Source organism: Amycolatopsis sp. NBC_00345, from assembly GCF_036116635.1.
Classification (GTDB): Bacteria; Actinomycetota; Actinomycetes; order Mycobacteriales; family Pseudonocardiaceae; genus Amycolatopsis.
In genome coordinates this window covers 6,491,621-6,516,014 of sequence record NZ_CP107995.1, presented here as the reverse complement: position 1 = coordinate 6,516,014, position 24,394 = coordinate 6,491,621, and the positions used below count along the sequence as shown (strand labels likewise).

The following is a 24,394-nucleotide window of genomic DNA, read 5'->3' as shown; positions in this document are numbered from 1 at the left end:
AGACTGCGCCTGATCCGGGGAAAACCGCAGAAGCCCGCCCACCGGTCCGCGGGCTGTGTTACCGCGGGCCGAGGCTAGGGTGGGCCGGGTGCTCAAAGGGTTGCTGGTCGACTACGCGGGTGTCCTGACCGACCCCGACGCGCACCTGCTCTACGACTACCTCCGCGCCGCCCGGGCCCGCGGCACGCGCACCGCGCTCGTGTCCAACGCGCCCGGCGCCGGTCCCGGGGTGAAGGAAGAGCTGGCCGAGTACTTCGACGCCATCGTCTTCTCCGGTGAGGTCGGCGTCGCCAAGCCGGACCGCGAGATCTACCTCATCGCGGCCGAGCGGCTCGGGCTGTCCGCCGCGACCTGTGTTTTCGTGGACGACGCCGTGCGCAACGTCAAGGGCGCCGCCGACGCCGGGCTGGTCGGCGTCCACCACGTCAGCGTGCCCGCCACCCTCGGCGAACTGGCCGCCCTGTTCAGCTGACGGCGCGCCGGACCAGCTCGAACGACAGCACGGCGGCCGCCGCCGAGACGTTCAGGGACTCGACGTCGCCGGGCATCGGGATGGACAGCCATTCCGTCACCAGTTCGCCGACCTCCTGGCCGACGCCCGCGGTCTCGGCGCCCAGGACGAAGGCCGCGCGCTGAGGCAGGTCGGCGTCGTACAGCGTCGTCTTCGCGGACGCGCCCAGCGCGTACAGGCTGTACCCCGCTTCGGTCAGCAGCTCGGCCGCCTCGCGCGCACTGCCGCAACGCAGCACCGGAGCGCGGAACGCGACGCCCGCCGAAGCCTTGACCACCAGCGGGTCCAGCGCCGCGACGCCCCGCCGCGCCACGACCACGCCCTCCAGCCCGGCCGCGGTGGCCGTGCGGAGGATCATCCCGACGTTCGCGGGGGTGGTGATGCCGTCGAGCAGCAGCACCCGGGCGGGCGGGCGGCGGTCTTCCAGCGCGGCGGCGAGTGAGCGCATCCGCGGCGCGACGACGTCGGCGAGCACACCCTGGTCCTGTTTTCCGTTGCCCGCCAGCACTTTCACCCGGTGCGCGCTCGCGCGCTGGACCGGCACCCCGGCCGCCTTCGCGGCCCGCTGGATCTCCGTGGCCCCCGGGCCGCGCGCGGTGTCGGCGAGGATCACCTTGTCCACTTCGAGACCGGTGTCCGCCAGCGCCTCCAGCACCGGCTTGCGCCCGTACACGGTCAGGAACCGGTCTTTCGGCGAAACCGCCTCGTCATCACCCACGCGGGCAAGTCTCGCACTGTGTAAGGATCGGCTCATGCCCGACCGCCTGTCCGCGCTGGACGCCTCCTTCCTGTACGTCGAGGACCACGCGACCCCGATGCACGTCGGCAGCGTGGCGATCTTCGAACGGCCGCGCACCGGTTTCGACTACGGGCAGCTGCTGGACCTGATCGGCGCGCGCCTGGCGTTCCTGCCGCGTTACCGCCAGCGGGTGCTGACGGTGCCCGGCCACCTCGCGCGCCCGGTGTGGGTGGACGACACCGACTTCGACCTCAACTACCACGTCCGGCGCTCCGCGCTGCCGCAGCCGGGCACCGACGAGCAGCTGTTCGACCTGGTCGCGCGCCTGATGTCGCGACGGCTGGCGCCCGAGCGGCCGCTGTGGGAGGCGTACTTCGTCGAGGGGCTGGCCGGCGACCGCGTGGCACTGGTGACGAAGACGCACCAGTCCGTTGTGGACGGCGTCGGCACCATCGACCTCGGCCAGCTCATCCTGGACGCGCGCCCGGCGGCGCCTGAGCCGTTCGAGGACACCTGGACGCCACGGCGCGAGCCGAGCCGGGCGCAGCTGGTGTTCGACGCCGTCACCGAGACCGTGCAGCGCCCGACCGAGCTGGTGGAGAACGTGCGATCAGCCGCGGACGACGCCGTCGCGACGCTGGGCAAGGTGGCCGAAACCCTCGGTGGCGTCGCGTCGACGCTGCGCACGGTGGTGAGCCCGGCGCCTTCCGGGCCGCTGAACGTGCGCGTGTCCGGCGGCCGGCTGTTCTCCGTGGTGCGCACGCGGCTGGAGGACTTCCGCAAGGTCCGCGCCGAGCACGGCGGCACGGTGAACGACGTGGTCCTCGCCGCCATCACCGGCGCGCTGCGCGAGTGGCTGCTCTCGCGCGGTTCGAGCCTGACTCCGACGGCCACCGTCCGAGCGCTGGTGCCGATGGCCGTCCGCGACGCCGAAACGGCCGAGTTCTCCACCCCGGCGCTGGTCGGCAACCAGGTGGCGGCCTTCCTGATCGACCTGCCGGTGGGCGAGCCCAACGCCGTGCTGCGGCTGCAGCACATCGGGCACGCGATCACCGAGCACCTGGAGTCCGGCCGCTCGGTGGCCGCGCGCGGGCTGCTGAAGGTCGGCGGGTTCGCGCCGGCGACGCTGCACTCGCTCGGCGCGCGGGCCGCGGGTTCGCTGTCCGGGCGCATCTTCAACGTGATGGTCACCAACTCGCCGGGGCCGCAGGTGCCGATGTACGCGGGGGAGGCGAGACTGGTGGAGATGTTCCCCGTGATGCCGCTGATGCGCACCCAGGCGCTGGCGATCGGGGTCACCTCCTACCACGGCGGTGTCTACTTCGGACTCAACGGCGACCGCAAGGCCGTGTTCGACGTCGGGCTGCTCGGCGGGATGATCGAGGAAGCGCTGGAAGAACTGAAGGGTGCGCACTGGTGAGGGTCTATCTCCCCGCGACGATCGCGATGCTCCGTGACCTCGAAGCGAACGGCGAGTTCCGCGCCCGCAGCGGCACGGGATTCGCGCTGACGCCGGCGCTGCGCGAGGCGTACGTCAGCGGCTCCGACGAAGAGCTGGAGTACGCCGCGCTCCTCGACGCGGCGCGCGCGTCGATCCGTCTCATTGCGGCGGAGGAGAAGTCGGAGCCGCGCCGCGTCGTCGTGTCGGCCGACATCGACAACGTGACGCTGCGCTCGGACCTGGACGCGCCCGTGGTGCGCCTCGACGGCCCGGTGCCGCTGTCGCAGATCGCTGCCTTCCACGTGGACGCGCCGGAGGCCGCGGAGGCCGTCGCCGCGGCCGCCGACGTGATCGACGCCGCCGACCTCGGCGACGAGGACGCCGAGTTCACCCTCGGCGACGCGGAGGACCACGAGCTGGCCTGGTACGCGCCGCAGGAGCTGCCGTTCTTCCTGGAGCTGCTGTAACCCCGTTCCCAGCGTCGGCCTGAAACGCCCCAATGTGGCGTTGGTTGCGTTGGACGCACCGAACGCCACATTGGGTGCGTTGGACGCACCGAACGCCACATTGGGTGCGTTGGACGCACCGAACGCCACATTGGGGCGTTCGGTCAGCCGCCGACGAGCGCGCCTACCTGATCGGCGGCGGGGGCCTGGACGTCCACGGGTGAGCCCCAGCCGCTGTAGCGCGCGGTGATCCGGGCGCCGTCGGACCCGCTGAGGATCGGCGACAGGTCCAGCACCAGCTGCAGCGGCCGGTCCGCCGCGTCGAGCCACAGGTCGAGGGGGACTTTCGTACCGGGTGTCACCGTGCCCGGCGGCAGTCCGGCGGGCAGCTCCGAGCCGAGCTTCGCCAGGTCGACGTCCACGCGGTAGTGCTCGGCGCCGGTGCCGTCGAGCTGGGTCCGCTCGCCGGACTTGAGGGTCCCCGCCGTGCGGACCTGCGCGAGCGTGCGCGCCGGGTCGTTCTGCTCGGCCAGCTGCGCGAGGCTGCCGCCGAGCACCTGGGAGAACGGGTCGCTGCCGTCGGGGGACACCTTCACCCACGGCTTCCCGTCCGTGACCTGGTCGCGCGAGCCGTCCGGGACCTTCGCGTACAGCTGCCTCGCCACCAGCCGCAGTTCCAGCGGCTCGCCGATGTAGTCGGTGGTCATCACCAGCGAGGTCCCGTCCGCCGCGAACTTCGCCTGGCCCTGCCCGTGCGACACGAGAGTCCCCGCCGCGACGTCGGTGGTGAACTTCGCGGAGTGCCCGGCGACGGTGGCGGCCGAGGCCGCGTCGGCCAGCGAGCGGGCGTCGGAGAACAGCGGCGCCGAGCCGGTCGTGTCATCGGAGCACGCGCCGGTGAGGGTCACGGTGAGCACGGCACCGAGGGCCAAGGCCGTCCTGCGCATCCGGGAACCCCGTCCTGACCGGCGGAAAGAGACCCTACAAAAGCACAGTGGGTCCCCCGAACCCGTTCGGGGGACCCACTGCCACTGGGACTGGGTCAGTGACCCAGCTTCTTCGCGATCTCGCTGAAGTCCCCGACCTGGTCGGCCGGCGGGGCGGTCACGTCGACCGGGGAGCCCCAGTCGCTGTACTTGACGGTCGTCTTGCTCGAGCCGGCGGCACCGGCGCCCAGCGCCTGCATCATCGGGCCCTGGTCCATGGTGACCTGCACGGGCAGCTGGTCCTTGTTGATCCACAGCTCGGCCGGGATCTTGATGTTCTTGCCCTTGAGCTGCTCGGTCATCTTCGCCTTGACCTCGGCCGGCAGCTGGCCGGTGAACTGGTCGACGGCCTTGTCGACGTCCAGCTCCACCACGTAGTGGTTGACCTGCTCGCCGTTCAGCTGCGTCTGGTCGGAGCTGACGATCCGGCCGGTCTTGGCGACCTGGTCCAGCACCCGCGACGGGTCACCCTGGTCCGACGCCTGCGACATCGCCTTGCTGAACGCCTGCGAAAGCGGGTCCGTGGCGTCCGGCGAGATCTTCAGCCACGCCTTGCCGTTGCCGAGCGCCGCCTCGCTCGCGGGCACCTTCATGTACAGCGTCTTGTCGACGTAGCGCATCTCGGTCGGGCCTTCGGCGCCCGTCATCGTCATGGTGAACGCGGAGTTGACGCCGTTGAAGGACATCGCGCCCTGCATGGTCTCGCTCTTGCCGCCGGCCGACATGTCCATGGACATCTTCGCGGTCTTCGACTTCTCCGTGCCCTGCTTGGCCGCGCTCGCGAGCTCCAGCACGTTGCCGAACGGCGCCGCCAGCCCCAGCTCCGGCTTGGCGCCACCGGCCGAGGCCGTGCCGGAATCGCTCTTGGCCCCACAGCCCGTCAGCACGAGTGCCAGTGCGGCGCCCGCGGCGACGACGAAAGTGGTCTTGCGCATGCTTCTCCCCCTGTGAAAGGTCGCTTCCTCCCGCAGTATCGCCGGACAGGGGGAACAGTTACGCCGTTTTCTCACAAAACGACGAAGGTCACGTCTCGAGCGTGCCCGCGCGTGAGGTGAGCAGCCGGCGCAGCGAGCCCAGCCGGTCGGCGCCCGCGCGGCCTTCCTTGACGATGTCGTCCAGCGCGCAGTCCGGGTCCTCGGGCGGGCCGAGGTGGCCGCAGTTCGTCGGGCACTCTTCCGCGGCCTCCGCGAACTCCTCGAAGGCCTTCACGATGTCGTCGCTCGTCACGTGGGCCAGTCCGAACGAGCGGATGCCCGGGGTGTCGACCACCCAGCCGCCGCCGGCCAGGGGGAGCGGCAGCGCGACGGCCGCGACGGACGTGTGCCGCCCCTTGCCGACCGCGCTCACGTCACCGGTCGCCAGTGCGGCGTCCGGCACGAGGCGGTTGACCAGGGTGGACTTGCCGACGCCGGAGTGGCCGACCAGCGCCGTCACGCGGCCTTCCAGCCGTTCCGCCAGGCCTTCGGGCTTCTCGTCGTGCCGCGTGACGATGGCGGGCACGTCGAGGCCCGCGTAGCCGGAGAGCAGTTCGTCCGGGCTCGCCAGGTCGGCTTTGGTCAGGCACAGCACGGGCTCCACGCCGCCCGCGTAACAGGCGACGAGGCAGCGGTCGATGAAGCCGGTCCGCGGCGGCGGGTCGGCCAGCGACGTCACGATGAGCAGCTGCGCCGCGTTCGCGACCACCACCCGCTCGTACGGGTCGGTGTCGTCGGCCGTACGGCGCAGGACGCTGGTGCGTTCGTCGACCCGGATGATGCGGGCGAGCGTGTCCGGTTTGCCCGAGACGTCGCCGACCACGCCCACCATGTCGCCGACGACCACGGAGACACGGCCCATCTCGCGGGCGCGCATGGCCGTCACGAGCTGGTCCGGATCGGCGTCGATCGCGCAGGTCCAGCGGCCCCGGTCCTTGCCGACCACCATGGCGGTGACGGCGTCGGCGTGCTCGGGGCGGCGCTTGCTGCGCGGCCTGGTGCCCTTGCCGGGACGGACCCGCACGTCGGATTCGTCCAGCTTGCTCCAGTCGCCTCGCGCCAAACCGCCCACGTCCTTCCGGTCGTCCTGCCTGGTCGAAATGATCCCATGCCGCTCGCGCCCGGCCCGGCCTGCGTGTAACGATTGGTCCTGGGGCCCCGGTGCGGAGGAGGTTGGCATGTGCGGCCGTTACGCCGCGACGAAGGATCCGGCGGCGCTGATCGAGGAGTTCGCCGCGGTCGACCTGACCGAGGGCCGGGCGCGGGTGGACCACAATGTCGCGCCCACGAAGAACGTCGTCACCGTGGTCCAGCGCCATCCCCGTGACGCCGAGGGCCTGGTGCTCGAAGACGAGCCGGCCGAGCGCTCGCTGCGGGTCATGCGGTGGGGCCTGGTGCCGTTCTGGGCGAAGGACCCGTCGGTGGGCTCGCGGATGATCAACACCCGCTCGGAAACGGCGCGTGAAAAGCCCGCGTTCAAGCGCGCGCTGGCGTCGCGGCGCTGCCTGGTGCCCGCCGACGGCTGGTTCGAGTGGCGGCGCACGGGCAAGGAGAAGGAGCCGTTCTACATGACGGACCCGGCGGGTTCGTCGATCGCGTTCGGCGGGATCTGGGAGAGCTGGCGGCCGAAGGACTCCTCGGACGCCGAGCCGCTGATCACGTTCTCGATCATCACCACGGACGCCGCCGGGCAGCTCACGGACGTGCACCACCGGATGCCGCTGATCGTGCCGCGCGACCACTGGGACGGCTGGCTGGACCCGGACCGTGACGACGTCGACGGCCTGATGGTGCCGACGCCGCCGGACATCGTGGAGTCGCTGGAGCTGCGACCCGTCTCGAGCCTGGTCAACAACGTGCGCAACAACGGCCCCGAGCTGCTGGCCCGCGTCGAGGCGCCCGTCCAGCCACTGGACGACGGCCTGTTCGAGCGGCCATGACCACCTTGGAGATCGACACCGACCACGGCCTCGCGCGGGCCGAGCTGCACTGCGCGAAGGACGGTGTCGCGGTGCTGATGCTCGGCCACGGCGCCGGCGGTGGCATCGGCGCGAAGGACCTCGTCGTGGTGGCGCGCGCCGCGAAGGACGCCGGCGTGCACGTCGCGCTGGTGGAGCAGCCGTACCGCGTCGCGGGCCGCCGTGCCCCCGCACCGGCGAACCAGCTGGACTCGGCGTGGCTCACGGTGGCCGACGAACTGTCGGCCCGTTTCGACGACCTGCCGCTGGTGTTCGGCGGCCGTTCTTCGGGCGCGCGCGTGGCGTGCCGCACGGCGTCCGCGGGCCAGGCGGTGGCGGTGCTGTGCCTGGCGTTCCCGGAGCACCCGCCGGGCCGGCCGGAGAAGACGCGCCAGCCCGAACTGGACGCGGTGGAAGTCCCGGCCCTGGTCATCCAGGGCGAGCGGGACCCGTTCGGCCGCCCGTCGCCCGGCCCCCACCACGAGGTCCTGCTGATCCCCGGCGACCACAACCTTTCCGCCGATCTGGACGCGGTGTCCCGGGCGGCCGCCGAGTGGCTGGAGCGGGTGCTGCGGCCGCACCTGTGAGCGGTGATTCCCCAGCTTTGTCCACAGCATTTCGACCCTGTGGACAACTCGGCCGCGGCCGCTTTCGAGATCAGCGAAACCCGCAGTCCTGAGCGCCGGTTTTCACTACGGTGCCGGTGTGATCGACGACCAGGAAGTCAACGGCTACGGCGAGTTCACCATCGCCGTCGTCCTCCCTCCGTTCCACCCGCACTCGCGCAGCTCGCTCGCCAACTTCGCGCCGCACGATCCGGCGCGGGCCCGGGCCTTCGCCGAGTCCTTTCCCACCGTCGAGGCCGTCCTCGAAGAGCTGCCCCTCACCGACACCGCCCCCGCGTCTCCGCAGACGCGAGCGGACCTGGACCTTGTCACGGTCGGCTGCTGGGGCGGCGTCATCGGCATCTCCGACCCCGCCCTCGCGGGCGACAGCTTCGACAAAACCCTGTGGGACGTGACCAGCGTCCTGGCCGAACGCCACCCCGGGGCCAGGATCATCGGCTCGGCGAGCATCGACCGCGGGGAGAACCACAGCCAGACCGCCGTCCACCTGCCCGGCGGACTGAAGCTGTACACCGAAGGCTGGCCCGGACCCGATCAGTTCTCCATGGACGGTGACCCGCACGCCATCGCGCGGGCCGTCGGCGTCAGCGCCGAAGCCCTCGCCGCGGCCTACATCGACCTCGACGAAGAACCGTGGACCATTCCCTGGGAGCACTTCGGCCGTCAGCTGCTGGATCCGCTCGACCCGTGGGGTTACCGCGACCTCCGGATGTCCGAGTTCCGCGTCCGCCACACCGAAGACGCCGCACTCCACTTGGAAGAGATCTGGCTGACCACCATCGGCTGAGCGGGGGATCGGGTCAAGCCGCGATTCCGGCGACTACCGCGTTCGTCAGCCGCACCAGGTCGGCCGGGGCGAGTTCGACCTCCAGGCCGCGGCGGCCGGCCGAGCAGTACACCGTCGGGAAGGCCGGGGCGGTCGCGTCGATCACCACCGGGAGGCGGGTGCGGTGGCCCAGCGGCGAGATCCCGCCCAGCACGTAGCCCGTCGCCCGCTGGGCGGCGGCCGGGTCGGCCATCTTGGCCTTCTTGCCGCCCGCGGCCATGGCCAGTGCCTTCAGGTCGAGCTGGCCGGTGACCGGCACCACGCCCACGGTCAGCTTGCCGTCGACCTCCGCCACGAGGGTCTTGAACACCCGGGCCGGCTCCAGGCCCAGCGCCTCGACGGCCTCCAGGCCGTACGAATCGGCTCGCGGGTCGTGGTTGTACGCGTGCAGGACGTGCGCCACTTTCTGCTTCGTGAGCAGCGCCGTCGCCGGAGTTCCCTTGCCCGCCATGGCAGACGAGTCTACGAGTGGCCGGGAATGGACCGCCGCCACGCCCTGTTGTAGCCCATGTGAACAGCACGCTCGCCACCACTCGCCCAGTCAGGCGCCGGCCCGAGAGCCCGGGGGGTTCAGCCATCTCCGGACCCCGCGTAAACTCGATCCTGCCGTATGCGCGCCCGCGCATCGACGCCGATCGGGAAGGGAACGGTTTGCCGAGCACCCCCAACTCCGCGCCGGAGACGGCGACCGACGAGCTGGAGCTGGCCGAACGCTTCGAGCGGGACGCCATGCCCCTGCTCGACCAGCTGTACTCGGCCGCGATGCGGATGACCCGCAACCCCGCCGACGCCGAGGACCTGGTCCAGGAGACATACCTGAAGGCCTACGCCGCGTTCGCGTCGTTCAAGGCCGGCACCAACCTGAAGGCGTGGATGTACCGCATCCTCACCAACACCTACATCAACGGCTACCGCAAGCGGCAGCGGCAGCCGGTGCAGCAGCCCACCGAGGAGATCTCCGACTGGCAGATCGCCAAGGCGGAGAGCCACACCTCGGTCGGCCTGCGTTCCGCCGAGGTCGAGGCGATGGACAACCTCCCCGACATCGACGTGAAGGCCGCGCTGCAGAAGCTGCCCGAGGAGTTCCGGCTGGCCGTCTACCTGGCGGATGTCGAGGGCTTCGCCTACAAGGAGATCGCCGAGATCATGGACACGCCGATCGGCACCGTGATGTCCCGCCTGCACCGTGGCCGCGCCCAGCTGCGCGACCTGCTCGCCGACGTAGCGCGCGAGCGCGGCTTCATCCGCGGTGACCGCGAGGAGGTGGGTAAACGATGAGCGCGGGTGACGGCTCGAAGGACGCCAAGGACAAGGTCCGGTGCGAAGAGGCGCTTTCGGAGATCTTCCTGCTCCTCGACAAGGAGTGCAGCCCCGGTCGTGACGCGGAGCTCCGGCGCCACATCGACGACTGCCCGCCGTGCCTCGCGGAGTACGGGATCGACGAGCAGCTCAAGCACCTGCTGGCCCGCAAGTGCGGCGGCGACCACGCCCCGGACGACCTGAAGAGCCGGCTGCGCGCCTCGATCCGCCAGACCGTCGCCACCCGCGGCGGGGTGACCGTGGAGCGCACCGAAGTCACCATCGAGCAGCGGATAGGCGAGTAGCCCCCCGCATCATCGCCCGAGACGACGACGGCCCCCGTACCAGCTGGTGCGGGGGCCGTGTCGCGTCCGTACGCCGGAAATCAGGCGTTGGGCTTCTTGCCGTGGTTCGCGCCGTTCTTCTTACGGTCGCGACGCTTGCGGGCGCGCTTCGACATGCTTCACTCCTCGTGCTTGAGCTGGATGGCCCGGGTTCGGGGGTGCGGGCACACCTGCCGGGCTCGGGTCAACCGCTCCAGTGTGTCATGCGTGCCCGGGCTCACCCGCGGCGCCCGTGCTGATCGGGGAACGCTCTGGTTGGATGACAAGCATGAAGTGGTCGATGGCTGGGAAGACCGGGCTGGTGACCGGGGCCGACGTGGTCGGTGCCGCGGCCGGGACGGTCGGGTAGCGCCGTGTCGACCCTTTCCGATCTGCTCGCCGAAAACACCGGCCTCACCGGCGAAGCGGCCGACCACCTGCAGACCGTCGTCGCGGAGTGGCAGCTGCTGGCCGACCTCTCGTTCGCCGACTTCCTGCTCTGGGTGCCCGTCGCGAAGGACCTGCAGCCCGACGGCGGCGACTTCGTGTGCGTCGCGCACGCCCGCCCGACCACGGCGCCGACTGCGCACCCCGAGGACGTGGTCGGCACGCGGTTCACCGTCGACGAGCACCCGCAGCTGGCCAAGGCCGTGCGCGAGGTGCGGATCTGCCGCGAAGAGGACCCGCACTGGTACCGCGACGTGCCGATGCGCCGCGAGGCCGTGCCGGTGAGCTTCGGCGGCGAGGTGGTCGGCGTGATGAGCCGCGAGACGAACCTCGCCGCGCCGCGCGTGCCGAGCCCGCTGGAGATCGCGTACCTCGGCAGCGCGGGCGACCTGTGCCAGATGATCGTGGACGGCACCTTCCCGCCCAACAACGGCAACCAGACCGACACCCACACCAGCCCCCGCGTCGGCGACGGGCTGATCCGGCTCGACCCGACGGGCACCGTTGTGTTCGCGAGCCCCAACGGCCTGTCCGCCTACCACCGGATGGGCCACGAGTCCGATTTGGTCGGGCAGCGGCTGGCGCCGTTGACGCGCTCGCTGATCCGCGACCCGTTCGACGCCACCGAGGTCTCGCACCGCATCATCGAGGCCCTCGACGGGAAGCCCTCGACCCGCACGGAGGCCGACTCCCGCCGCGGCGCCGTGGTGCTGTTCCGCGCCCTGCCGCTGCGCCCGGCCGGCCAGGCGGCCGGCGCGCTGGTGCTGGTCCGCGACGTCACCGAGGTCAAGCGCCGCGACCGCGCGCTGCTGTCCAAGGACGCGACGATCCGCGAGATCCACCATCGGGTGAAGAACAACCTGCAGACCGTCGCGGCCCTGCTGCGGCTGCAGTCGCGCCGCACGTCGAGCGAGGAGGCGCGGCTGGCCCTCGGCGAGTCCGTGCGCCGCGTCTCGTCGATCGCGATGGTGCACGAGGCGCTGTCCATCTCCGTGGACGAGCGCGTGGACCTCGACAAGCTGCTCGACAACGTGCTGCCCATGGTCGGCGAGGTCGCCACGGCGGAGTCGCAGGTCGGGCTCACCCGGAAGGGTTCGTTCGGCATCGTGATCGCGGAGATCGCGACGCCGCTGGTGATGGTGCTGGCGGAGTTGGTGCAGAACGCCATCGAGCACGCCTTCCCACAGGGCCGGCCGGGCAAGGTGGAGCTGGTGGTGGAGCGCTCGGCCCGCTGGCTGGACGTGGTGATCCGCGACAACGGCCGGGGCCTGCCCGCGGGCTTCTCCCTGGAACGCAGCGACGGCCTCGGCCTGCAGATCGTGCGGACCCTGGTGGAGTCGGAGCTGCGGGGGTCCCTCTCGCTGCGCAAGGTCAGCAGCGCCGAGGCGGGGGCCCGCGTGTCGGGCACGGAAGCCGCGCTGCGCATTCCGCTTTCCCGGCGGCTCTAGGTTCCGGGTTTCGCAGCCGGCTCCTGGCCGCTCGCCGTCAACGTGTGCGCGGCAGCCGTTCCTGGCCCGGAAGTTGTTGAACGTCAAATGATCCGGCAGTGTCCGAAAGGGACCATCGCACCGTCCGAACTGGACTGGCGCGGCATGCGGCATCCCCTCGGCGCGGGAGAACCGGCCGAGCCCGGACACGTTGAAGGGCCGGTGTCCGCCGAAGCGGGACCGGCCCTGTCAACGTTCTGAGTGAGGTGGCGCGACACCCGCTTATGGGTGATTTCACCTCAGTTGTTAAACTAGAACCGGATGGGTATCGCCCCGGACGGCGTGGGATGGAGCTGCCAGCCGGCGGAAGTTCCGGTTCCTGGTGGTGCTTTTTCTGAGCCTAAGCTCAGGCGTTGGTACGCGTGCCGATGTGCGTACGGCGGCGCTTGAGCGCGCGTCGCTCGTCCTCGCTCATGCCGCCCCACACGCCGGCGTCCTGACCACTGGCCAGAGCCCAGGCCAAGCAGTCGGATGCGACGGTGCAGCGGTGGCACACGGCCTTCGCCTCGGAGACCTGAAGCAGAGCAGGACCGCTGGTTCCCACCGGGAAGAACAGCTCGGGGTCCTCGTCTCGGCAGGCCGCGTCGTGGCGCCAGTCCATGTTCGTGAGCTCCTTTATAGCGACGCGGGAGGGCCGCGCCACAGTCGTCATGGCGGTCGTGTTTTTGGGTGCTTGTGAATGCTTTCACGAAGCACCGCTTTCGACAAGGGTTTCTTGAAGATCGGTGAGTCAGCTCACCCGGCCGGGCGACGGCTCTGACCTGCGGTTTCTGTCCGAAACAGACCGCCCGGGGGAAGGCCGATGCGGTGAGTGGAGCTTCTGCGTCGACGAGCGGCAACAGGCACTTTGCCGCAGGCGATCAGTGGCCCAGTCGTCACACGATTACGGAGAGTGCGCCGGGGACGCTGTGAAACTCGACCCGCGTGCGCTGGCCGACGAGGTCGCCGTCCACCTGGAAGTTTACCGGCTCAGCTGCGTCGATGCGGATCAATGGCACGTCGTCGTGACGCACGAGACGCCGTCCGCGCTGGTTGCTCTTGGTGAGCAAAGCTTGGCGTACATGCTTGAACACGGTCGGCAACGGCATACCGTTCAACGCGAACAGGCCCAAGCCGGTCTCGAACGAGCAGCCCGAGTTCAGGTGGACGGGACGCTCACCCAGGTAGGTCCACGGATCGGTGTTCGACACGAAAGCGGTCACCACCTCGACCGGCTCCTCGCCCGGGACCCGGACGGTGAGGACCGGGCGCCCCAGCGGCGGCCGGAAGTAGGAGCGCACCGCGGCCCGCAAGTACAGCCCGGCGCTCGTCTCCTTGCCCCGGCGCTTCGCGACGCGGCCGACGACGTCGGCGTCCCAGCCGAGGCCGGCGTTGAAGGTGAACCAGTGCCCGTCGGCGAGCCCGAGCCCGACGCTGCGGCTGCGGCCCGACTCCAGCGCGTTCAGCAGCTGGTGCGTCGCCTCCACGGGGTCCACGGCGAGGCCGAGGGCGCGCGCGAAGACGTTCGCGGACCCGCCGGGCACCACGCCCAGCGCGGGCACCGGCCCGATGTCGGCGGGGTCGCTGCCGGAGTCCGCGAGGAGACCGTTGACGACCTCGTTCACCGTGCCGTCGCCGCCGTGCGCCACGACCAGGTCGATGCCGTCCCGGGCCGCCGAGCGCGCCACGGCCATCGCGTGGCCGCGGTAGTCGGTTTCGACGACGTCGAGCTTGACCTGGCTGGCGAGCGCGTGCGCCAGTACATCCCGGCCACCCGCTGTGGTCGAGGTGGCCTGGGGGTTCACGACGAGGATCGCGCGCACTACCGCAGGGTAGGTGACCCTCGGCCGCCGCGAGAACCTTCGACGTCACATGGTGACGCGAAGCTCAGCCCCTCCGGCGGGTTTCCGGGCCGGTGGCCCAACAGCCGATGACCCAACACCCGATGACGCTGTGGCGGGCGGTCCTCCTCTGCGGACGGCGAATCCTCACGCTCGTCGTGACAAGTGCACCCGGGCCGACCGCCCGCTCATCGACGACACTTCGATTTTCACGTCCCCGGCGTCCCGCGAAAACGGCCGACCGGGTGGCATACCATCGAAACTGCTCACGCATTGTGACTCGTGCAGGTCGGGTCCACTGTGCTCTCGCAAAGCACCGCCCTGCCTGCTCAGCACAGCGCGTTCCGCCCCGCCCGTATTCCCGCCCAGCGTCTGGAAGGCCGTCCCGTGTCGCTCACCGAGAAGCCGCCGTCCGCCCCGGCCGAGGTCCGGCTGGCGGGTGTCCTCACCGCGCTGCCCGGCCTCGGGCTGCTGGCGCTGGGCGTCGTGGTGCTCGTGCGCGGCCTGGAGTCGCCGCCGCGGCCGGGCAACAACATTTGGGCCGAGTTCGCCACGTACGCCGTGCTGGCGCTGGCCTTCCTCGCCGCGTCCACCGGGCTGGTGCTGGGCCGCACGTGGGCCCGCTCGCCGGGGGTGGTCGTCGCGCTGCTGCTGGTCGGCGTCGGCTGGTACGTGCTCGGCCCGTCCGGCCAGCCGGCCTGGGGCGCGCCGATCGCCGTGTTCGGCGTCGCGGCGCTGGTGCTGCTGTTCCGCCGCCCGTCGCGCGCGTGGGCGCTGGGGCAGCACGTGGACGAAACGGAGGAGGAGGCCGCCGAGCGCGGCGGCCTCGCCGGCCGCCGCGCAGAGCGTGAGAAGAACGAAGAGGACTGACGCTCAGGCGTCGTCGGCGAGTGCCCGCAGCGGGTCGTCGGCCAGCCGGTAGACGGTCCACTCGTCCTGCGGCGACGCGCCCAGTGCCTTGTAGAACCCGACCGCCGGGTTCCAGTTCAGCACCGACCACTCCAGCCGCTCGTAGCCGTGCTCGACGCACTCGGCGGCCAGCGCCGCGAGCAGCGCCTTGCCCAGCCCGGACCCGCGCAACTCCTCGCGGACGTACAGGTCCTCCAGGTAGATGCCGTGGGTGCCGCGCCAGGTCGAGAAGTTCAGGAACCACAGCGTGAAGCCGGCGACGGCGCCGTCCACTTCGGCGACGTGCCCGAACAGCGCGGGCGCCTCGCCGAACAGCGCGGCGTGCAGCTGCGCGGCGGTGAGGTGGCACGCGTCGGGCTCGCGCTCGTACTCGGCCAGCGCGTAGACCAGCTCCACGACGGCGTCGACGTCCTCGGGCCGGATCCGGCGGAGGCGGGGGTCGGCCACGGCGTCAGCCCTCCAGTGCCGGCAGCAGGTTCAGGTGCTCGACCTGCGGCTCGCCGCGCTCGTCGCCGAGCACCGCGATGCCGGCCGGGTCGAGTCCGAAGTGGACACCCGACGGCGCGGGCAGGCCGACCCAGCGCGCCACCAGCACGCGGCTGAAGTGCCCGTGCCCGACCAGCACGACGTCGCCGTTCTCGACCTCGCGGCGGGCGCGGTCGAGGACCTTGTCGGCCCGCGCGCCCACCTCTTCGGCGTTCTCGCCGCCGGGGCTCGCGTGAGTCCAGACGGTCCAGCCGGGATCGGTCTCGCGGATCTGTGGCGTGGTGATGCCCTCGTAGTCGCCGTAATCCCACTCGGCCAGGTCTTCGGTGAACTCGTCGACGCGCAGGCCGGCGAGCTCGGCCGTCCGCTTCGCGCGGTCGCGGGGGCTGGACAGGACGAGTTGCGCCCCGCCCAGCAGCGTGCGCAGGGTGCCGCCCGCCGCGCGCGCCTGTTCCTCGCCCGCCGCGGTGAGCGGGATGTCCGTGCGTCCGGTGTGCCGCCCGTCGGCCGACCATTCGGTCTGGCCGTGGCGGAGAAGGAAGAGCCGATGTGCCACGTGGCCGAATATAGCCCGGGTCCTGTTTGCGGGCTGACTGTCCGATGTGCTTACCTACTCGTGAGTAGCTTAACCGGGAGGTCTTGATGGGCTCGAGCCCGACGTACGCGCTGTGGCGCCGGCTGGTCGCCAAACCCGGCGGTAAGCAGCTGTTTTCCGCCGCGATGTGCCTCCGCGTGCCCTACTTCGGGACGGTGCTGCCGTCCGTCCGGGAGCTGCGTCCCGGCCACTGTTCGGTGACCGCGCCGAAGTGGTGGGGTGTCCACAACCACATTCACACCTTCCACGCGATCGCCGCCTGCAACCTCGCGGAGATCGCGATGGGCATGCTCGCGGAGGCCACCGTGCCGCCTTCGCACCGCTGGCTGCCGAAGGGGATGAGCGTCGAGTACCTGGCCAAGGCGGAGACCGGCCTGCGCGCCATCGCCGAACTGCCGCAGCTCCCGGAGTTCGGCGAAGACGGCTTCGACCTGCCCGTGCCGGTGACGATCATCGACGCGCGCGGCCGGACCGTGGTGACGGCCACGATCACGATCTGGGTGACGCCCAAGAAGCGTTAAGGCGGTTCGTTCTGCCGATCTTGCATTCCTTGCGTGGCAACGGATGCCGCCGTTCGGCGGAGGCGCCGCGCGTATTCGCCGGTTGTCGGGCGACTCGGAAATTGACCCGAATGGGTGGAACTTAACACCGTTTACTGGGCAAAAGCGAATAGTCTTCAGTTCGGGCTTTTCAGGGCTCGGACTCGGCGACACGATGCAGGGCATGCCAGCCCTGACGCGCCGCCGATTCCTCGGCCTCGCCGCGCTGAACACCGCCGCGGCCTTCGGTCTGACCAGCATCTCCGCGGCCACCGCGCGGGGCGCGACCGTGGCCCCGCTCCCGGATTACGCACCCGCGATCGTGATCGGGACCGGGTACGGGGCCGCCGCCACGGCGTTGCGGCTCGGCGAGGCCGGCGTTTCCACGCTGATGCTCGAGATGGGGCAGCTGTGGAACGAGCCCGGCCCGGACGGCAAGGTCTTCTGCCAGATGCTCAACCCCGACCAGCGCTCGATGTGGTTCAAGAACCGCACGCAGGCGCCGCTCGCGTCGTTCCTCTGGCTCGACGTCGCCAACCACGACATCAAGCCGTACGCCGGGGTGCTCGACCGCGTGAACTTCGGTGACATGTCGGTCTACCTCGGCCGCGGCGTCGGCGGCGGTTCGCTGGTGAACGGCGCCATGGCCGTGACGCCGAAGCGCTCGTACTTCGAGGAGATCCTGCCGCGCGTCGACGCGGACGAGATGTACGGCAAGTACTTCCCGCGCGCCAACACCGGGCTCGGGATGAACCAGATCGACCCGCAGTGGTTCGAGACCTGCAAGTCGTACCAGTTCGCGCGCGTCTCGCGGAAAGCCGCGCAGAAGGCCGGTTTCAGCACCACGTTCGTGCCCAGCGTGTACGACTTCGACTACATGAAGCAGGAGGAAGCGGGCACGGTCCCGCGGTCCGCGCTCGCGTCCGAGGTGATCTACGGCAACAACTACGGCAAGCGCTCGCTCGACAAGACCTACCTCGCCGCCGCGCTCGGCACCGGGCACGTCACGATCCAGACGATGCACGAGGTGCGCGAGATCATCCACCAGCCCGACGGCACGTACACGCTGGCCGTGCGCGAGATCGACGTGCTCGGCAATGTGCTGTCCACCAAGCACATCAGCACGAAGTACCTGTTCCTCGGCGCCGGCAGCCTCGGCTCGACGGAACTGCTGCTGCGCGCCCGCGAGACCGGCCGGCTGCCCGCGCTGGCCGAGGAGGTCGGACAGGGCTGGGGCACCAACGGCAACGTGATGCTGGGGCGGGCCAACCACATCTGGGACACCACCGGCAGCCTGCAGTCCGGCATGCCGTCGCTCGGCATCGACAACTGGAACGACCCGGTGCACCCGGTCTTCGCGGAGATCGCGCCGGTGCCGGCCGGGCTGGAGACGTGGGTCAGCCTGTACCTCGCGATCACGAAGAACCCGGAACGCGGGCACTTCACCTACGACCCGGTGACGGACTCGGCGAAGCTGCAGTGGACGTCCGCGCAGGGCCAGCCCTCGATCGACGCCGCGAAGTCGCTCTTCGACAAGATCAACTCGGCGAACGCGACGATCTACCGCTACGACCTCTTCGGCGACACCCGGCCGTTCGAGAACCGCTTCACCTACCACCCGCTCGGCGGCCTCGTGCTGGGCCAGGCGACCGACGACTACGGCCGGGTGAAGGGCTACCAGAACCTGTACGTGACCGACGGCTCGCTGATCCCGGGCAGCACCGGCGTGAACCCGTTCGTGACGATCACCGCGCTGGCCGAGCGCAACATCGAGCGCGTGCTGGCGGAGGACGTCGTTCGCTGAGGCTCAGCGGTGGGCGGAGCGCAGCTTCTCGTAGTAGGCCGTGCAGTCCTCGTACGACGGCAGGACGCCCTGCGCCTCGGCCTCGGCCAGCGTCGGGGCGTTGCGGTCCTTTTCGGACACGATGGGCGTGATGTCCGCGGGCCACGGCAGGCCGAGCGCCGGGTCGAGCGGGCTGATCCCGTGCTCGCCCGAGGGGTTGTACGGCTCCGAGCACAGGTAGGCCATCGCCGTGTTGTCCTCGAGCGCCATGAACGCGTGCCCGAGCCCCTCGGCGACGTACATCGCGCGGAAGTCCACCGCGTCGAGCACCACGGAGTCCCACTGGCCGTACGTCGGTGAGCCGGTGCGCAGGTCCACGACCACGTCGAGCAGCGAGCCCGCCGGGCAGTAGATGTACTTCGCCTGTCCGGGCGGGGTGTCGGCGAAGTGCACGCCGCGGATGGTGCCCCGCTTCGACACGCTGTGGTTCGTCTGGGCCACGCGCATCGGGTGCCCCGCGGTGTTCAGCACGGCCTCCTCCTGGAGCGGGGCCACGAACAGGCCGCGCTCGTCGGGAAACGCGCGCGGGGTGTACGCGTAGGCGTCGTGAACCTTCAGCGAGCGGAATTGCATGGGATCACCATATCGAGTGGCGGATGGGGTGAATGCCGGGCGGGTGGCGTCGCTGCGAGGTGTCATCGGAAGAACCACTGAATCGGTTCCGTTGTGCGGATGATCGCTTACGAAACCGGACGGACGTCTTGGGAATAGGGGTTTTCCCGCGGAAAAGCGCTGAATCTGTGACATGAACCGCACCGAGGGGTCACCCGGCCCGGGGTGCCTGTCATAGTTGACGGACCGCAGCGTCCGCGGCCATCACCACACCCCACGGACTTGGATGGCCGCTGTGACGCCTCGCCGACAGGCCGGCGCTACCGCGCTGGGCTGCCGTACGGAGGACAAGTTCCACCGGTACCGGGTGTGCCTTCGCCCGCCACCGGTGGTCCCCCGCTCGCAGTCCCAGGAGTATTCCAGTGACCCAGACCCATCCCGCGAGTTCCGTCGTTCCCTCAGGGCGAATGCCGGAAGCGACGACAGGAACCTCGATGAGCGACCAGGCCGGCACGTCGTCGGACACCAAGCCGGACGCCGCGCCGCCGGTGACCGACGCCGAGATCTTCGCCGGGCACGAGGGCGGCAAGCTCGCCGTGGCGGCCACGCGGCCGATCACCGACCCGCGTGACCTCTCGATCGCGTACACGCCCGGCGTGGCGAAGGTCAGCCTGGCGATCGCCGAGGACGCGACCAAGGCCAAGCGGTACACCTGGGCCGACCGGCTGGTGGTGGTCGTGAGCGACGGCACCGCCGTCCTCGGGCTCGGCGACATCGGCGCGAGCGCCTCGCTGCCGGTGATGGAGGGCAAGTCGGTCCTGTTCAAGACGTTCGGCGGCCTCGACTCGATCCCGCTGGTGCTCGACACCACCGACGTCGACGAGATCGTCGAGACGCTGGTGCGGCTGCGCCCGTCGTTCGGCGCGGTGAACCTCGAGGACGTCTCGGCGCCGCGCTGCTTCGAGCTCGAGGACAAGCTCAAGGAAGCGCTCGACTGCCCGGTCATGCACGACGACCAGCACGGCACCGCGATCGTCACGCTCGCGGCGCTGCGCGGGGCGAACCTGGTGCTGGACCGCGCCATCTCGAGCGAGCGGGTGGTCATCTCGGGTGCGGGCGCGGCGGGTGTGGCCTGCGCGCGGATCCTGCAGGCGGCCGGCGTCGCCGACGTCACGGTGCTCGACTCGCGCGGCATCATCCACTCCGGCCGCGATGGGCTGAACCCGATCAAGGCGCAGCTGGCGGAGACCACGAACAAGGCCGGGCTGCGCGGCGGCATCGCCGAGGCGCTGCGCGGGGCTGACGTGTTCCTCGGCCTGTCCTGCGCGACCATCGACCCGGAGCTGCTGGCCACCATGGCGGCTGACCCGATCGTGTTCGCACTGTCCAATCCGGACCCGGAGGTGCACCCGGACGACGCCGCGCGGTACGCGGCCATCGTCGCCACCGGGCGCAGTGACTTCCCCAACCAGATCAACAACGTGCTGGCGTTCCCCGGGGTGTTCCGCGGGGCGCTGGACGCCGGCGCGCGGGCGATCACGGAGAACATGAAGCTGGCGGCCGCCGACGCGATCGTGGCCGTCGCGTCGGACGACCTCGGCCCGGACCGGATCGTGCCGAGCCCGCTCGACCCGCGGGTCGCACCCGAGGTGGCGGCGGCCGTGGCCAAGGCCGCGGAGGCGGACGGCGTCACTGCCTGATTTCCTGAGGATCGTTGTGCAGGGGCCTTTCACCCGGTTCGCCCGGGCGGGAGGCCCCTGCCGCATTTCTGGACTTGCGGGTCCATTCCTGCTTCTCCACGCTGGCCGGTATGACCATTGAACTCGGCGCGTACGGCATCTGGCAGCCCGCGGCGTTGACCACCCCGGCCATGGCTGTGGAGATCGAGGCTCTCGGCTTCACCACCCTGTGGGCAGCGGGCCCGCCGGTCGACCTCGCGGGCATCGGCGAACTCCTCGAGGCGACGTCCTCACTGGTGGTCGGCAGCAGCATCCTCAACATCTGGCAGGGCGACCCGGCCGTCGCCGCGGCCGCGTACCAGCGGATCACCCAGCGGTTCCCGGGCCGGTTCTGGCTCGGTATCGGGGTGGGCCACCCCGAGCAGACGTCGGAGTTCACGAAGCCGCTGGCGGCGCTGAAGCAGTACCTCGACGTCCTGGACACGGGCGGCGTGCCCGTCGGGGGGCGGGCGATCGCCGCGCTGGGACCGAAGATGCTGGAGCTGACGGCCGCACGCTCGGGCGGCGCGTTGCCGTACCTCGTGACGCCGGAGCACACCCGGCTCGCGCGCACCGCGCTGGGACCCGGCTCGGTGCTGGCGCCTGAGCAGAAGGTCGTGCTGGACACCGACCCGGAGCGGGCGCGCGCGACGGGCCGGCCGCGGATCAAGCACCCGTACCTGGGCCTGACGAACTACACGAACAACCTCCGCCGCCTGGGCTTCACCGACGACGACCTGTCCGGCGACGGCAGCGACCGCCTGATCGACGCCCTCGTCGCCCACGGCGACGCCCCCACGATCGCCCGCTGGCTCGCCGAACACAAAACCGCCGGCGCCGACCACGTGGCGATCCAGGTCATCACCACCCGGCACGCCGCACACCCCGACCTGCCGGACGTCGAACTCCAGGTTTACGACGACGAGGTGGTTTCTGTTTACCGGGAACTGGCTGCGGCGCTGTTCTGACGCGGGGTCAGGAGACCTGCCACAGCGCGCTGATCGGCACCGCGCGCAGTTTCGGGCCGAACGGCAGGGTTTCCGGCCCGGTGTGGAGCACGTATCCGGCGAGGAAGTCCTCACCGAGTCGCTCCTCCAGATGGCGGAGGCCGCGGAAGTCCTTCGCGGTCACCGTCGTCGCCGCCTTCACCTCGATAGCGATCACGTGGCCACGCGCGTTTTCGAGCACCACATCGACTTCCACCTTGTCCTTGGTGCGGTAGTGGTACAGCTCGGCGCGCGTGTCGGACCAGGTCAGCTGCCGGGCCAGCTCCATCGTCACGAATCCTTCGAGCAGCGGGCCGAACTCGCCGCCGGGACGAAGGAGTGACTGCGGGTCGGCCTGCAGCAGGTTCGCCACGATTCCCGTGTCCACGAAGGCGACTTTCGGGTTGTCGACGGCTCGCGCGCTGATGTTGCGCGACCACGCTGGGATCCGCTTGATCAGGAAGATCTCTTCCAGCAGGCCGAGATAGCGCTGAACGGTGTGGTAGTTGAGGCCGACGTCGTTGCTGAGCGAGGCTGGTACCAGCAGCCCCGCGTTGCGCGCGGCGATCAGTCTGAGCATGGCCCGTAGCTGGGCGAGACGTTCGATCTCGCCCAGCTGCCGGATGTCCCGGTTGATCAGATCGGCCAAATAGGACTCGAAGAAGCGCGCGCGACGGCGGGGATCCGTCCGGTGCACTGCTTCGGGAAAGCCGCCACGGACGGCGCGTTCCGCGTACTCGGACCGTGCGATGGCCGAGTGGTGGTGAAGATCGGGACCGAGTGCGAACGCCGCGTCGACGAACGCATCGGCCGTGCCGTCGATCTCGCCCTGCGAGAGCGGCCAGAGTTCGACGGTCTCGCTGCGGCCCGGCAGGGTGTCCGGCAGCCCGCGGAGCGCGAGCACCTGCGAGGAGCCGGTGAGCAGGAACCTTCCGGGCCGGGGATCGGCGTCGACGGTCGCCTTGATCGCCAGGAACAGCTCCGGCGCGCGCTGGATCTCATCGATCACCATGAGATGGTCGAAATCGACGAAGCCACTGGGGTCGGTCTGTGCCGCCTGGAGGTCCTGCGGCCGGTCGAGATTCCGCACTTCGACCGAGGAGTGGCCGGCGATCAACCCGGCCAGCGTGCTCTTGCCCGCCTGGCGGGCGCCGTTGACCAAGATCACCCGAGTGTCGGCCATCGCCGCTGAGACGATCGCTTGAGCCCGCCGAGTGAGAAGCGGGTTCGAATGGGGCGTCGACATGCCTGCATTATGCCTGCTTAAGCGCCTGTGATGCAATCTGGCCGCTGGGTTGCCTGCAATCTGGCCGCTGGGGTGTCCGCAATCTAGCCGCTCGGTTGCCTGCAATCTGGCCGCCGGGTTGCCTGCAATCCGGCCGCGGTTTTCAGGAGCCGAGCAGTTCCGGGAGCCGGTGCCGGGGGACGTCGACCAGGCGGAGGTCCGCCAGGCCGGGCGGGACGGTGAGGGAGACGTTCGCCAGGCGGGCGTGGGCGCGGGACAGCACCTCGTCCGGGTTGTCGGCCAGGTCGGCGACCACGACGGCGTGCCGGTTGTCGGGGGTGCTGCGCAGGAAGCGCAGGCGGTACTTCGGGCCGATCAGGCCGGACAGTGCCGCCTGCGACACCGCGTCGGCCAGGTCCGGGTGGTTGTTCGGGACCAGCAGGGCCAGCCGGCGGGCGTTGGTGCCGAGCAGGGTGCGCAGCAGCCACGGGCCGGGGTCCGCGGACAGGTCCATGGCGACCGCGTCGCCCTCGGGGCCGGACGTGGACCAGCCGACGGGGCGGGTTTCCAGGGCCAGGCCGCCGGCCGCGGCGATCTCGTGCAGGGCCGACAGGAGCGCGGGCTTCGTTCCAGCCGACTCCACAGACTGCGGGCCGTGGGTGTAGATCGCCGGTTTTCCCTTGCCTACGCGGGATTTCTTGGCCTTCGCCGTCGGCTGGCAGACGTACAGGTCGGCCGCGCTGCCGATGGCCTGCGCGCCGAAGTAGCGGTTGAAGTCCGGCAGGATCGCCTCGAACGTGAGCCCCAGCATCGCCAGCGAACGCTGCACCTGCGCGCCCAGCGCCGGGTGCCGCGGGCTGTAGCCGTAGGCGAGCAGGATCCTGCCCTCGCTCGGCTCGCGCAGCGCCTGCACCGCGCGCGCGGCGAACAGGCCCATGCCCTCCGGCGTGTACGGCGGGTCGCTGAACACCAGGTCCGCGTGCCCGGTCAGGGCGGGCGGCAGGCCCACGCGCAGGTCGGTGTGCGCGGTGGTGATGGTCCGGTCGCTCGTCTCGTCCAAGTAGGACAGAACCCGCTCGTCGAGGTCCACCACGGACAGATCGGCCTCGGGACACAGCGCCCGGACGGCGAGCGACGTCAGGTCGTGGTCGCCGAGGAACAGCAGGCGCGAGCGGCGCAGGTCGTACCGCGCGTTCAGCCACAACGCCCGGCGCAGCACCGTCTCCGGCGTCGCCTGCACGTGGTCCAGCGCGGCCAGCGGCGCGGGCACGGCGGCGATCCGCGCGGTCAGCTCCGTGAGCAGCTCGCCGTGCGCGGCCACGGCGTCGTCGAGCGGGTCGGGGTGGCGCGGCAGCACATATTTCGCGTACGCCGCCAGCGCGGACGGTGCGATCCGGACACCGGCGCCGGAACGCTCCAAGTCGGCCGCCATCGCCGCCAGCAGGTCCTCCACGCTGCGCCGGGGCGCGGCACTGAGCCGCACCAGGTCGGCCAGCTCGTGGGGACCCGTGCGCAGCAGGTCGATAACCTGGTACAGCGGGCGGACGCCGACACCGTGCGCGGCGAGGACGTCATCGAGAGCGCTCACGGTGGCCGAGCCTAACCGGCCAGCCTTCGGGACAGGCTGCCAAGGGCCGTCGAGTGGGCTACCGTCGTTC

General features: G+C 70.7%; 27 protein-coding genes. 14 read left to right on the top strand and 13 right to left on the bottom strand.

Features of this window, described 5'->3' with window-relative positions:
• Positions 1 to 88 precede the first annotated feature (88 nt).
• Positions 89 to 472, top strand: a complete 384-nt coding sequence (locus tag OG943_RS29120) for an HAD-IA family hydrolase (RefSeq protein ID WP_328604118.1) — start codon at positions 89 to 91, stop codon at positions 470 to 472.
• On the opposite strand, the gene OG943_RS29115 is transcribed toward OG943_RS29120, so the two are convergent.
• Complete coding sequence (locus OG943_RS29115) at positions 465 to 1,265, bottom strand: TrmH family RNA methyltransferase (RefSeq protein ID WP_442874575.1); 801 nt, start codon at positions 1,263 to 1,265, stop codon at positions 465 to 467. The genes OG943_RS29120 and OG943_RS29115 overlap by 8 nt on opposite strands.
• On the opposite strand from OG943_RS29115, the gene OG943_RS29110 reads away from it, so the two are divergent.
• Entirely contained in the window at positions 1,264 to 2,670 is a 1,407-nt protein-coding gene (locus OG943_RS29110; protein ID WP_328604116.1) for a WS/DGAT/MGAT family O-acyltransferase, read from the top strand. The genes OG943_RS29115 and OG943_RS29110 overlap by 2 nt on opposite strands.
• Entirely contained in the window at positions 2,667 to 3,158 is a 492-nt protein-coding gene (locus tag OG943_RS29105; protein WP_328604115.1) for a DUF6912 family protein, read from the top strand. The genes OG943_RS29110 and OG943_RS29105 overlap by 4 nt, the downstream gene beginning before the upstream one ends.
• Before the next feature lie 143 nt (positions 3,159 to 3,301).
• On the opposite strand, the gene OG943_RS29100 is transcribed toward OG943_RS29105, so the two are convergent.
• The 3 genes from OG943_RS29100 to rsgA form a co-directional block, all read right to left on the bottom strand.
• Positions 3,302 to 4,084, bottom strand: a complete 783-nt coding sequence (locus tag OG943_RS29100; RefSeq protein WP_328604114.1) for a hypothetical protein — start codon at positions 4,082 to 4,084, stop codon at positions 3,302 to 3,304.
• A 95-nt stretch (positions 4,085 to 4,179) separates the two neighbouring features.
• The gene (locus OG943_RS29095; RefSeq protein WP_328604113.1) at positions 4,180 to 5,058 is read right to left on the bottom strand and encodes a hypothetical protein; all 879 of its coding nucleotides are present in this window, start codon (positions 5,056 to 5,058) and stop codon (positions 4,180 to 4,182) included.
• 88 nt (positions 5,059 to 5,146) lie between these two features.
• Positions 5,147 to 6,160 (bottom strand): ribosome small subunit-dependent GTPase A, encoded by a 1,014-nt coding sequence (rsgA, locus tag OG943_RS29090; RefSeq protein WP_328604112.1) that lies wholly within the window; start codon positions 6,158 to 6,160, stop codon positions 5,147 to 5,149.
• Positions 6,161 to 6,275: 115 nt separating this feature from the next.
• Between rsgA and OG943_RS29085 the strand changes: the two genes are divergently transcribed.
• From OG943_RS29085 to OG943_RS29075, 3 genes are all read left to right on the top strand, one after another.
• A complete protein-coding gene (locus OG943_RS29085; RefSeq protein WP_328604111.1) occupies positions 6,276 to 7,037 on the top strand; it encodes an SOS response-associated peptidase in 762 nt (253 codons plus the stop codon).
• Entirely contained in the window at positions 7,034 to 7,642 is a 609-nt protein-coding gene (locus tag OG943_RS29080) for an alpha/beta hydrolase family protein (RefSeq protein WP_328604110.1), read from the top strand. Before OG943_RS29085 ends, OG943_RS29080 begins: the two co-directional genes overlap by 4 nt.
• Before the next feature lie 118 nt (positions 7,643 to 7,760).
• The gene (locus OG943_RS29075; protein ID WP_328604109.1) at positions 7,761 to 8,468 is read left to right on the top strand and encodes a DUF6333 family protein; all 708 of its coding nucleotides are present in this window, start codon (positions 7,761 to 7,763) and stop codon (positions 8,466 to 8,468) included.
• A gap of 13 nt (positions 8,469 to 8,481) precedes the next feature.
• Here OG943_RS29075 and ybaK read toward each other — a convergent pair whose 3' ends face one another.
• On the bottom strand, positions 8,482 to 8,958 hold the full coding sequence (ybaK, locus tag OG943_RS29070; RefSeq protein ID WP_328604108.1) for a Cys-tRNA(Pro) deacylase: 477 nt from the start codon (positions 8,956 to 8,958) through the stop codon (positions 8,482 to 8,484).
• A gap of 200 nt (positions 8,959 to 9,158) precedes the next feature.
• Between ybaK and OG943_RS29065 the strand changes: the two genes are divergently transcribed.
• Both OG943_RS29065 and rsrA read left to right on the top strand, forming a co-directional pair.
• Complete coding sequence (locus tag OG943_RS29065; protein ID WP_328604107.1) at positions 9,159 to 9,785, top strand: sigma-70 family RNA polymerase sigma factor; 627 nt, start codon at positions 9,159 to 9,161, stop codon at positions 9,783 to 9,785.
• Positions 9,782 to 10,111, top strand: coding sequence for a mycothiol system anti-sigma-R factor (gene rsrA / locus OG943_RS29060; protein WP_328604106.1), 330 nt, complete (start codon positions 9,782 to 9,784; stop codon positions 10,109 to 10,111). Before OG943_RS29065 ends, rsrA begins: the two co-directional genes overlap by 4 nt.
• Positions 10,112 to 10,191: 80 nt before the next feature.
• On the opposite strand, the gene OG943_RS48470 is transcribed toward rsrA, so the two are convergent.
• Positions 10,192 to 10,266 carry a 50S ribosomal protein bL37 gene (locus OG943_RS48470; RefSeq protein WP_098515123.1) on the bottom strand — a complete coding sequence of 25 codons (75 nt, stop codon included), beginning with the start codon at positions 10,264 to 10,266 and terminating at the stop codon, positions 10,192 to 10,194.
• 237 nt (positions 10,267 to 10,503) lie between these two features.
• On the opposite strand from OG943_RS48470, the gene OG943_RS29055 reads away from it, so the two are divergent.
• A complete protein-coding gene (locus tag OG943_RS29055; RefSeq protein ID WP_328604105.1) occupies positions 10,504 to 12,024 on the top strand; it encodes a sensor histidine kinase in 1,521 nt (506 codons plus the stop codon).
• Positions 12,025 to 12,409: 385 nt separating this feature from the next.
• Here the strand turns inward: OG943_RS29055 and OG943_RS29050 are convergent, their stop codons facing one another.
• Both OG943_RS29050 and OG943_RS29045 read right to left on the bottom strand, forming a co-directional pair.
• Positions 12,410 to 12,664 (bottom strand): WhiB family transcriptional regulator, encoded by a 255-nt coding sequence (locus OG943_RS29050; RefSeq protein WP_091612873.1) that lies wholly within the window; start codon positions 12,662 to 12,664, stop codon positions 12,410 to 12,412.
• Between the two features lie 274 nt (positions 12,665 to 12,938).
• Positions 12,939 to 13,865 carry a diacylglycerol/lipid kinase family protein gene (locus OG943_RS29045; protein WP_328604104.1) on the bottom strand — a complete coding sequence of 309 codons (927 nt, stop codon included), beginning with the start codon at positions 13,863 to 13,865 and terminating at the stop codon, positions 12,939 to 12,941.
• A gap of 405 nt (positions 13,866 to 14,270) precedes the next feature.
• Between OG943_RS29045 and OG943_RS29040 the strand changes: the two genes are divergently transcribed.
• Complete coding sequence (locus OG943_RS29040; protein ID WP_328604103.1) at positions 14,271 to 14,753, top strand: hypothetical protein; 483 nt, start codon at positions 14,271 to 14,273, stop codon at positions 14,751 to 14,753.
• Positions 14,754 to 14,756: 3 nt separating this feature from the next.
• On the opposite strand, the gene OG943_RS29035 is transcribed toward OG943_RS29040, so the two are convergent.
• Together OG943_RS29035 and OG943_RS29030 are read right to left on the bottom strand one after the other, a co-directional pair.
• Positions 14,757 to 15,239 (bottom strand): GNAT family N-acetyltransferase, encoded by a 483-nt coding sequence (locus OG943_RS29035; RefSeq protein ID WP_328604102.1) that lies wholly within the window; start codon positions 15,237 to 15,239, stop codon positions 14,757 to 14,759.
• Positions 15,240 to 15,243: 4 nt separating this feature from the next.
• Complete coding sequence (locus OG943_RS29030; RefSeq protein ID WP_328604101.1) at positions 15,244 to 15,834, bottom strand: acid phosphatase; 591 nt, start codon at positions 15,832 to 15,834, stop codon at positions 15,244 to 15,246.
• Positions 15,835 to 15,920: 86 nt separating this feature from the next.
• On the opposite strand from OG943_RS29030, the gene OG943_RS29025 reads away from it, so the two are divergent.
• Both OG943_RS29025 and OG943_RS29020 read left to right on the top strand, forming a co-directional pair.
• Positions 15,921 to 16,394, top strand: a complete 474-nt coding sequence (locus OG943_RS29025) for a hotdog fold domain-containing protein (protein WP_328604100.1) — start codon at positions 15,921 to 15,923, stop codon at positions 16,392 to 16,394.
• Positions 16,395 to 16,596: 202 nt separating this feature from the next.
• On the top strand, positions 16,597 to 18,216 hold the full coding sequence (locus OG943_RS29020; RefSeq protein ID WP_328604099.1) for a GMC oxidoreductase: 1,620 nt from the start codon (positions 16,597 to 16,599) through the stop codon (positions 18,214 to 18,216).
• Positions 18,217 to 18,219: 3 nt separating this feature from the next.
• Here OG943_RS29020 and OG943_RS29015 read toward each other — a convergent pair whose 3' ends face one another.
• Entirely contained in the window at positions 18,220 to 18,828 is a 609-nt protein-coding gene (locus OG943_RS29015; protein ID WP_328604098.1) for a dTDP-4-dehydrorhamnose 3,5-epimerase family protein, read from the bottom strand.
• Between the two features lie 473 nt (positions 18,829 to 19,301).
• On the opposite strand from OG943_RS29015, the gene OG943_RS29010 reads away from it, so the two are divergent.
• Both OG943_RS29010 and OG943_RS29005 read left to right on the top strand, forming a co-directional pair.
• Entirely contained in the window at positions 19,302 to 20,507 is a 1,206-nt protein-coding gene (locus OG943_RS29010) for an NAD(P)-dependent malic enzyme (protein WP_328604097.1), read from the top strand.
• Between the two features lie 110 nt (positions 20,508 to 20,617).
• On the top strand, positions 20,618 to 21,493 hold the full coding sequence (locus OG943_RS29005) for a TIGR03620 family F420-dependent LLM class oxidoreductase (RefSeq protein ID WP_328604096.1): 876 nt from the start codon (positions 20,618 to 20,620) through the stop codon (positions 21,491 to 21,493).
• Between the two features lie 7 nt (positions 21,494 to 21,500).
• Here the strand turns inward: OG943_RS29005 and OG943_RS29000 are convergent, their stop codons facing one another.
• Together OG943_RS29000 and OG943_RS28995 are read right to left on the bottom strand one after the other, a co-directional pair.
• Positions 21,501 to 22,862, bottom strand: coding sequence for an ATP-binding protein (locus OG943_RS29000; RefSeq protein WP_328604095.1), 1,362 nt, complete (start codon positions 22,860 to 22,862; stop codon positions 21,501 to 21,503).
• Between the two features lie 37 nt (positions 22,863 to 22,899).
• A complete protein-coding gene (locus OG943_RS28995) occupies positions 22,900 to 24,324 on the bottom strand; it encodes a bis-aminopropyl spermidine synthase family protein (RefSeq protein WP_328604094.1) in 1,425 nt (474 codons plus the stop codon).
• Positions 24,325 to 24,394 lie beyond the last annotated feature (70 nt).

Bases quoted from the DNA above. Each gene is read 5' to 3' on its own strand.
- OG943_RS29110 (WP_328604116.1), top strand. From the start codon at position 1,264: ATGCCCGACCGCCTGTCCGCGCTGGACGCCTCCTTCCTGTACGTCGAG.
- OG943_RS29115 (WP_442874575.1), bottom strand. From the start codon at position 1,265: ATGAGCCGATCCTTACACAGTGCGAGACTTGCCCGCGTGGGTGATGAC.
- OG943_RS29100 (WP_328604114.1), bottom strand. From the start codon at position 4,084: ATGCGCAGGACGGCCTTGGCCCTCGGTGCCGTGCTCACCGTGACCCTC.
- OG943_RS29095 (WP_328604113.1), bottom strand. From the start codon at position 5,058: ATGCGCAAGACCACTTTCGTCGTCGCCGCGGGCGCCGCACTGGCACTC.
- OG943_RS29085 (WP_328604111.1), top strand. From the start codon at position 6,276: ATGTGCGGCCGTTACGCCGCGACGAAGGATCCGGCGGCGCTGATCGAG.
- OG943_RS29080 (WP_328604110.1), top strand. From the start codon at position 7,034: ATGACCACCTTGGAGATCGACACCGACCACGGCCTCGCGCGGGCCGAG.
- ybaK (WP_328604108.1), bottom strand. From the start codon at position 8,958: ATGGCGGGCAAGGGAACTCCGGCGACGGCGCTGCTCACGAAGCAGAAA.
- rsrA (WP_328604106.1), top strand. From the start codon at position 9,782: ATGAGCGCGGGTGACGGCTCGAAGGACGCCAAGGACAAGGTCCGGTGC.
- OG943_RS29050 (WP_091612873.1), bottom strand. From the start codon at position 12,664: ATGGACTGGCGCCACGACGCGGCCTGCCGAGACGAGGACCCCGAGCTG.
- OG943_RS29025 (WP_328604100.1), top strand. From the start codon at position 15,921: ATGGGCTCGAGCCCGACGTACGCGCTGTGGCGCCGGCTGGTCGCCAAA.
- OG943_RS29020 (WP_328604099.1), top strand. From the start codon at position 16,597: ATGCCAGCCCTGACGCGCCGCCGATTCCTCGGCCTCGCCGCGCTGAAC.
- OG943_RS29015 (WP_328604098.1), bottom strand. From the start codon at position 18,828: ATGCAATTCCGCTCGCTGAAGGTTCACGACGCCTACGCGTACACCCCG.
- OG943_RS29010 (WP_328604097.1), top strand. From the start codon at position 19,302: ATGAGCGACCAGGCCGGCACGTCGTCGGACACCAAGCCGGACGCCGCG.
- OG943_RS29005 (WP_328604096.1), top strand. From the start codon at position 20,618: ATGACCATTGAACTCGGCGCGTACGGCATCTGGCAGCCCGCGGCGTTG.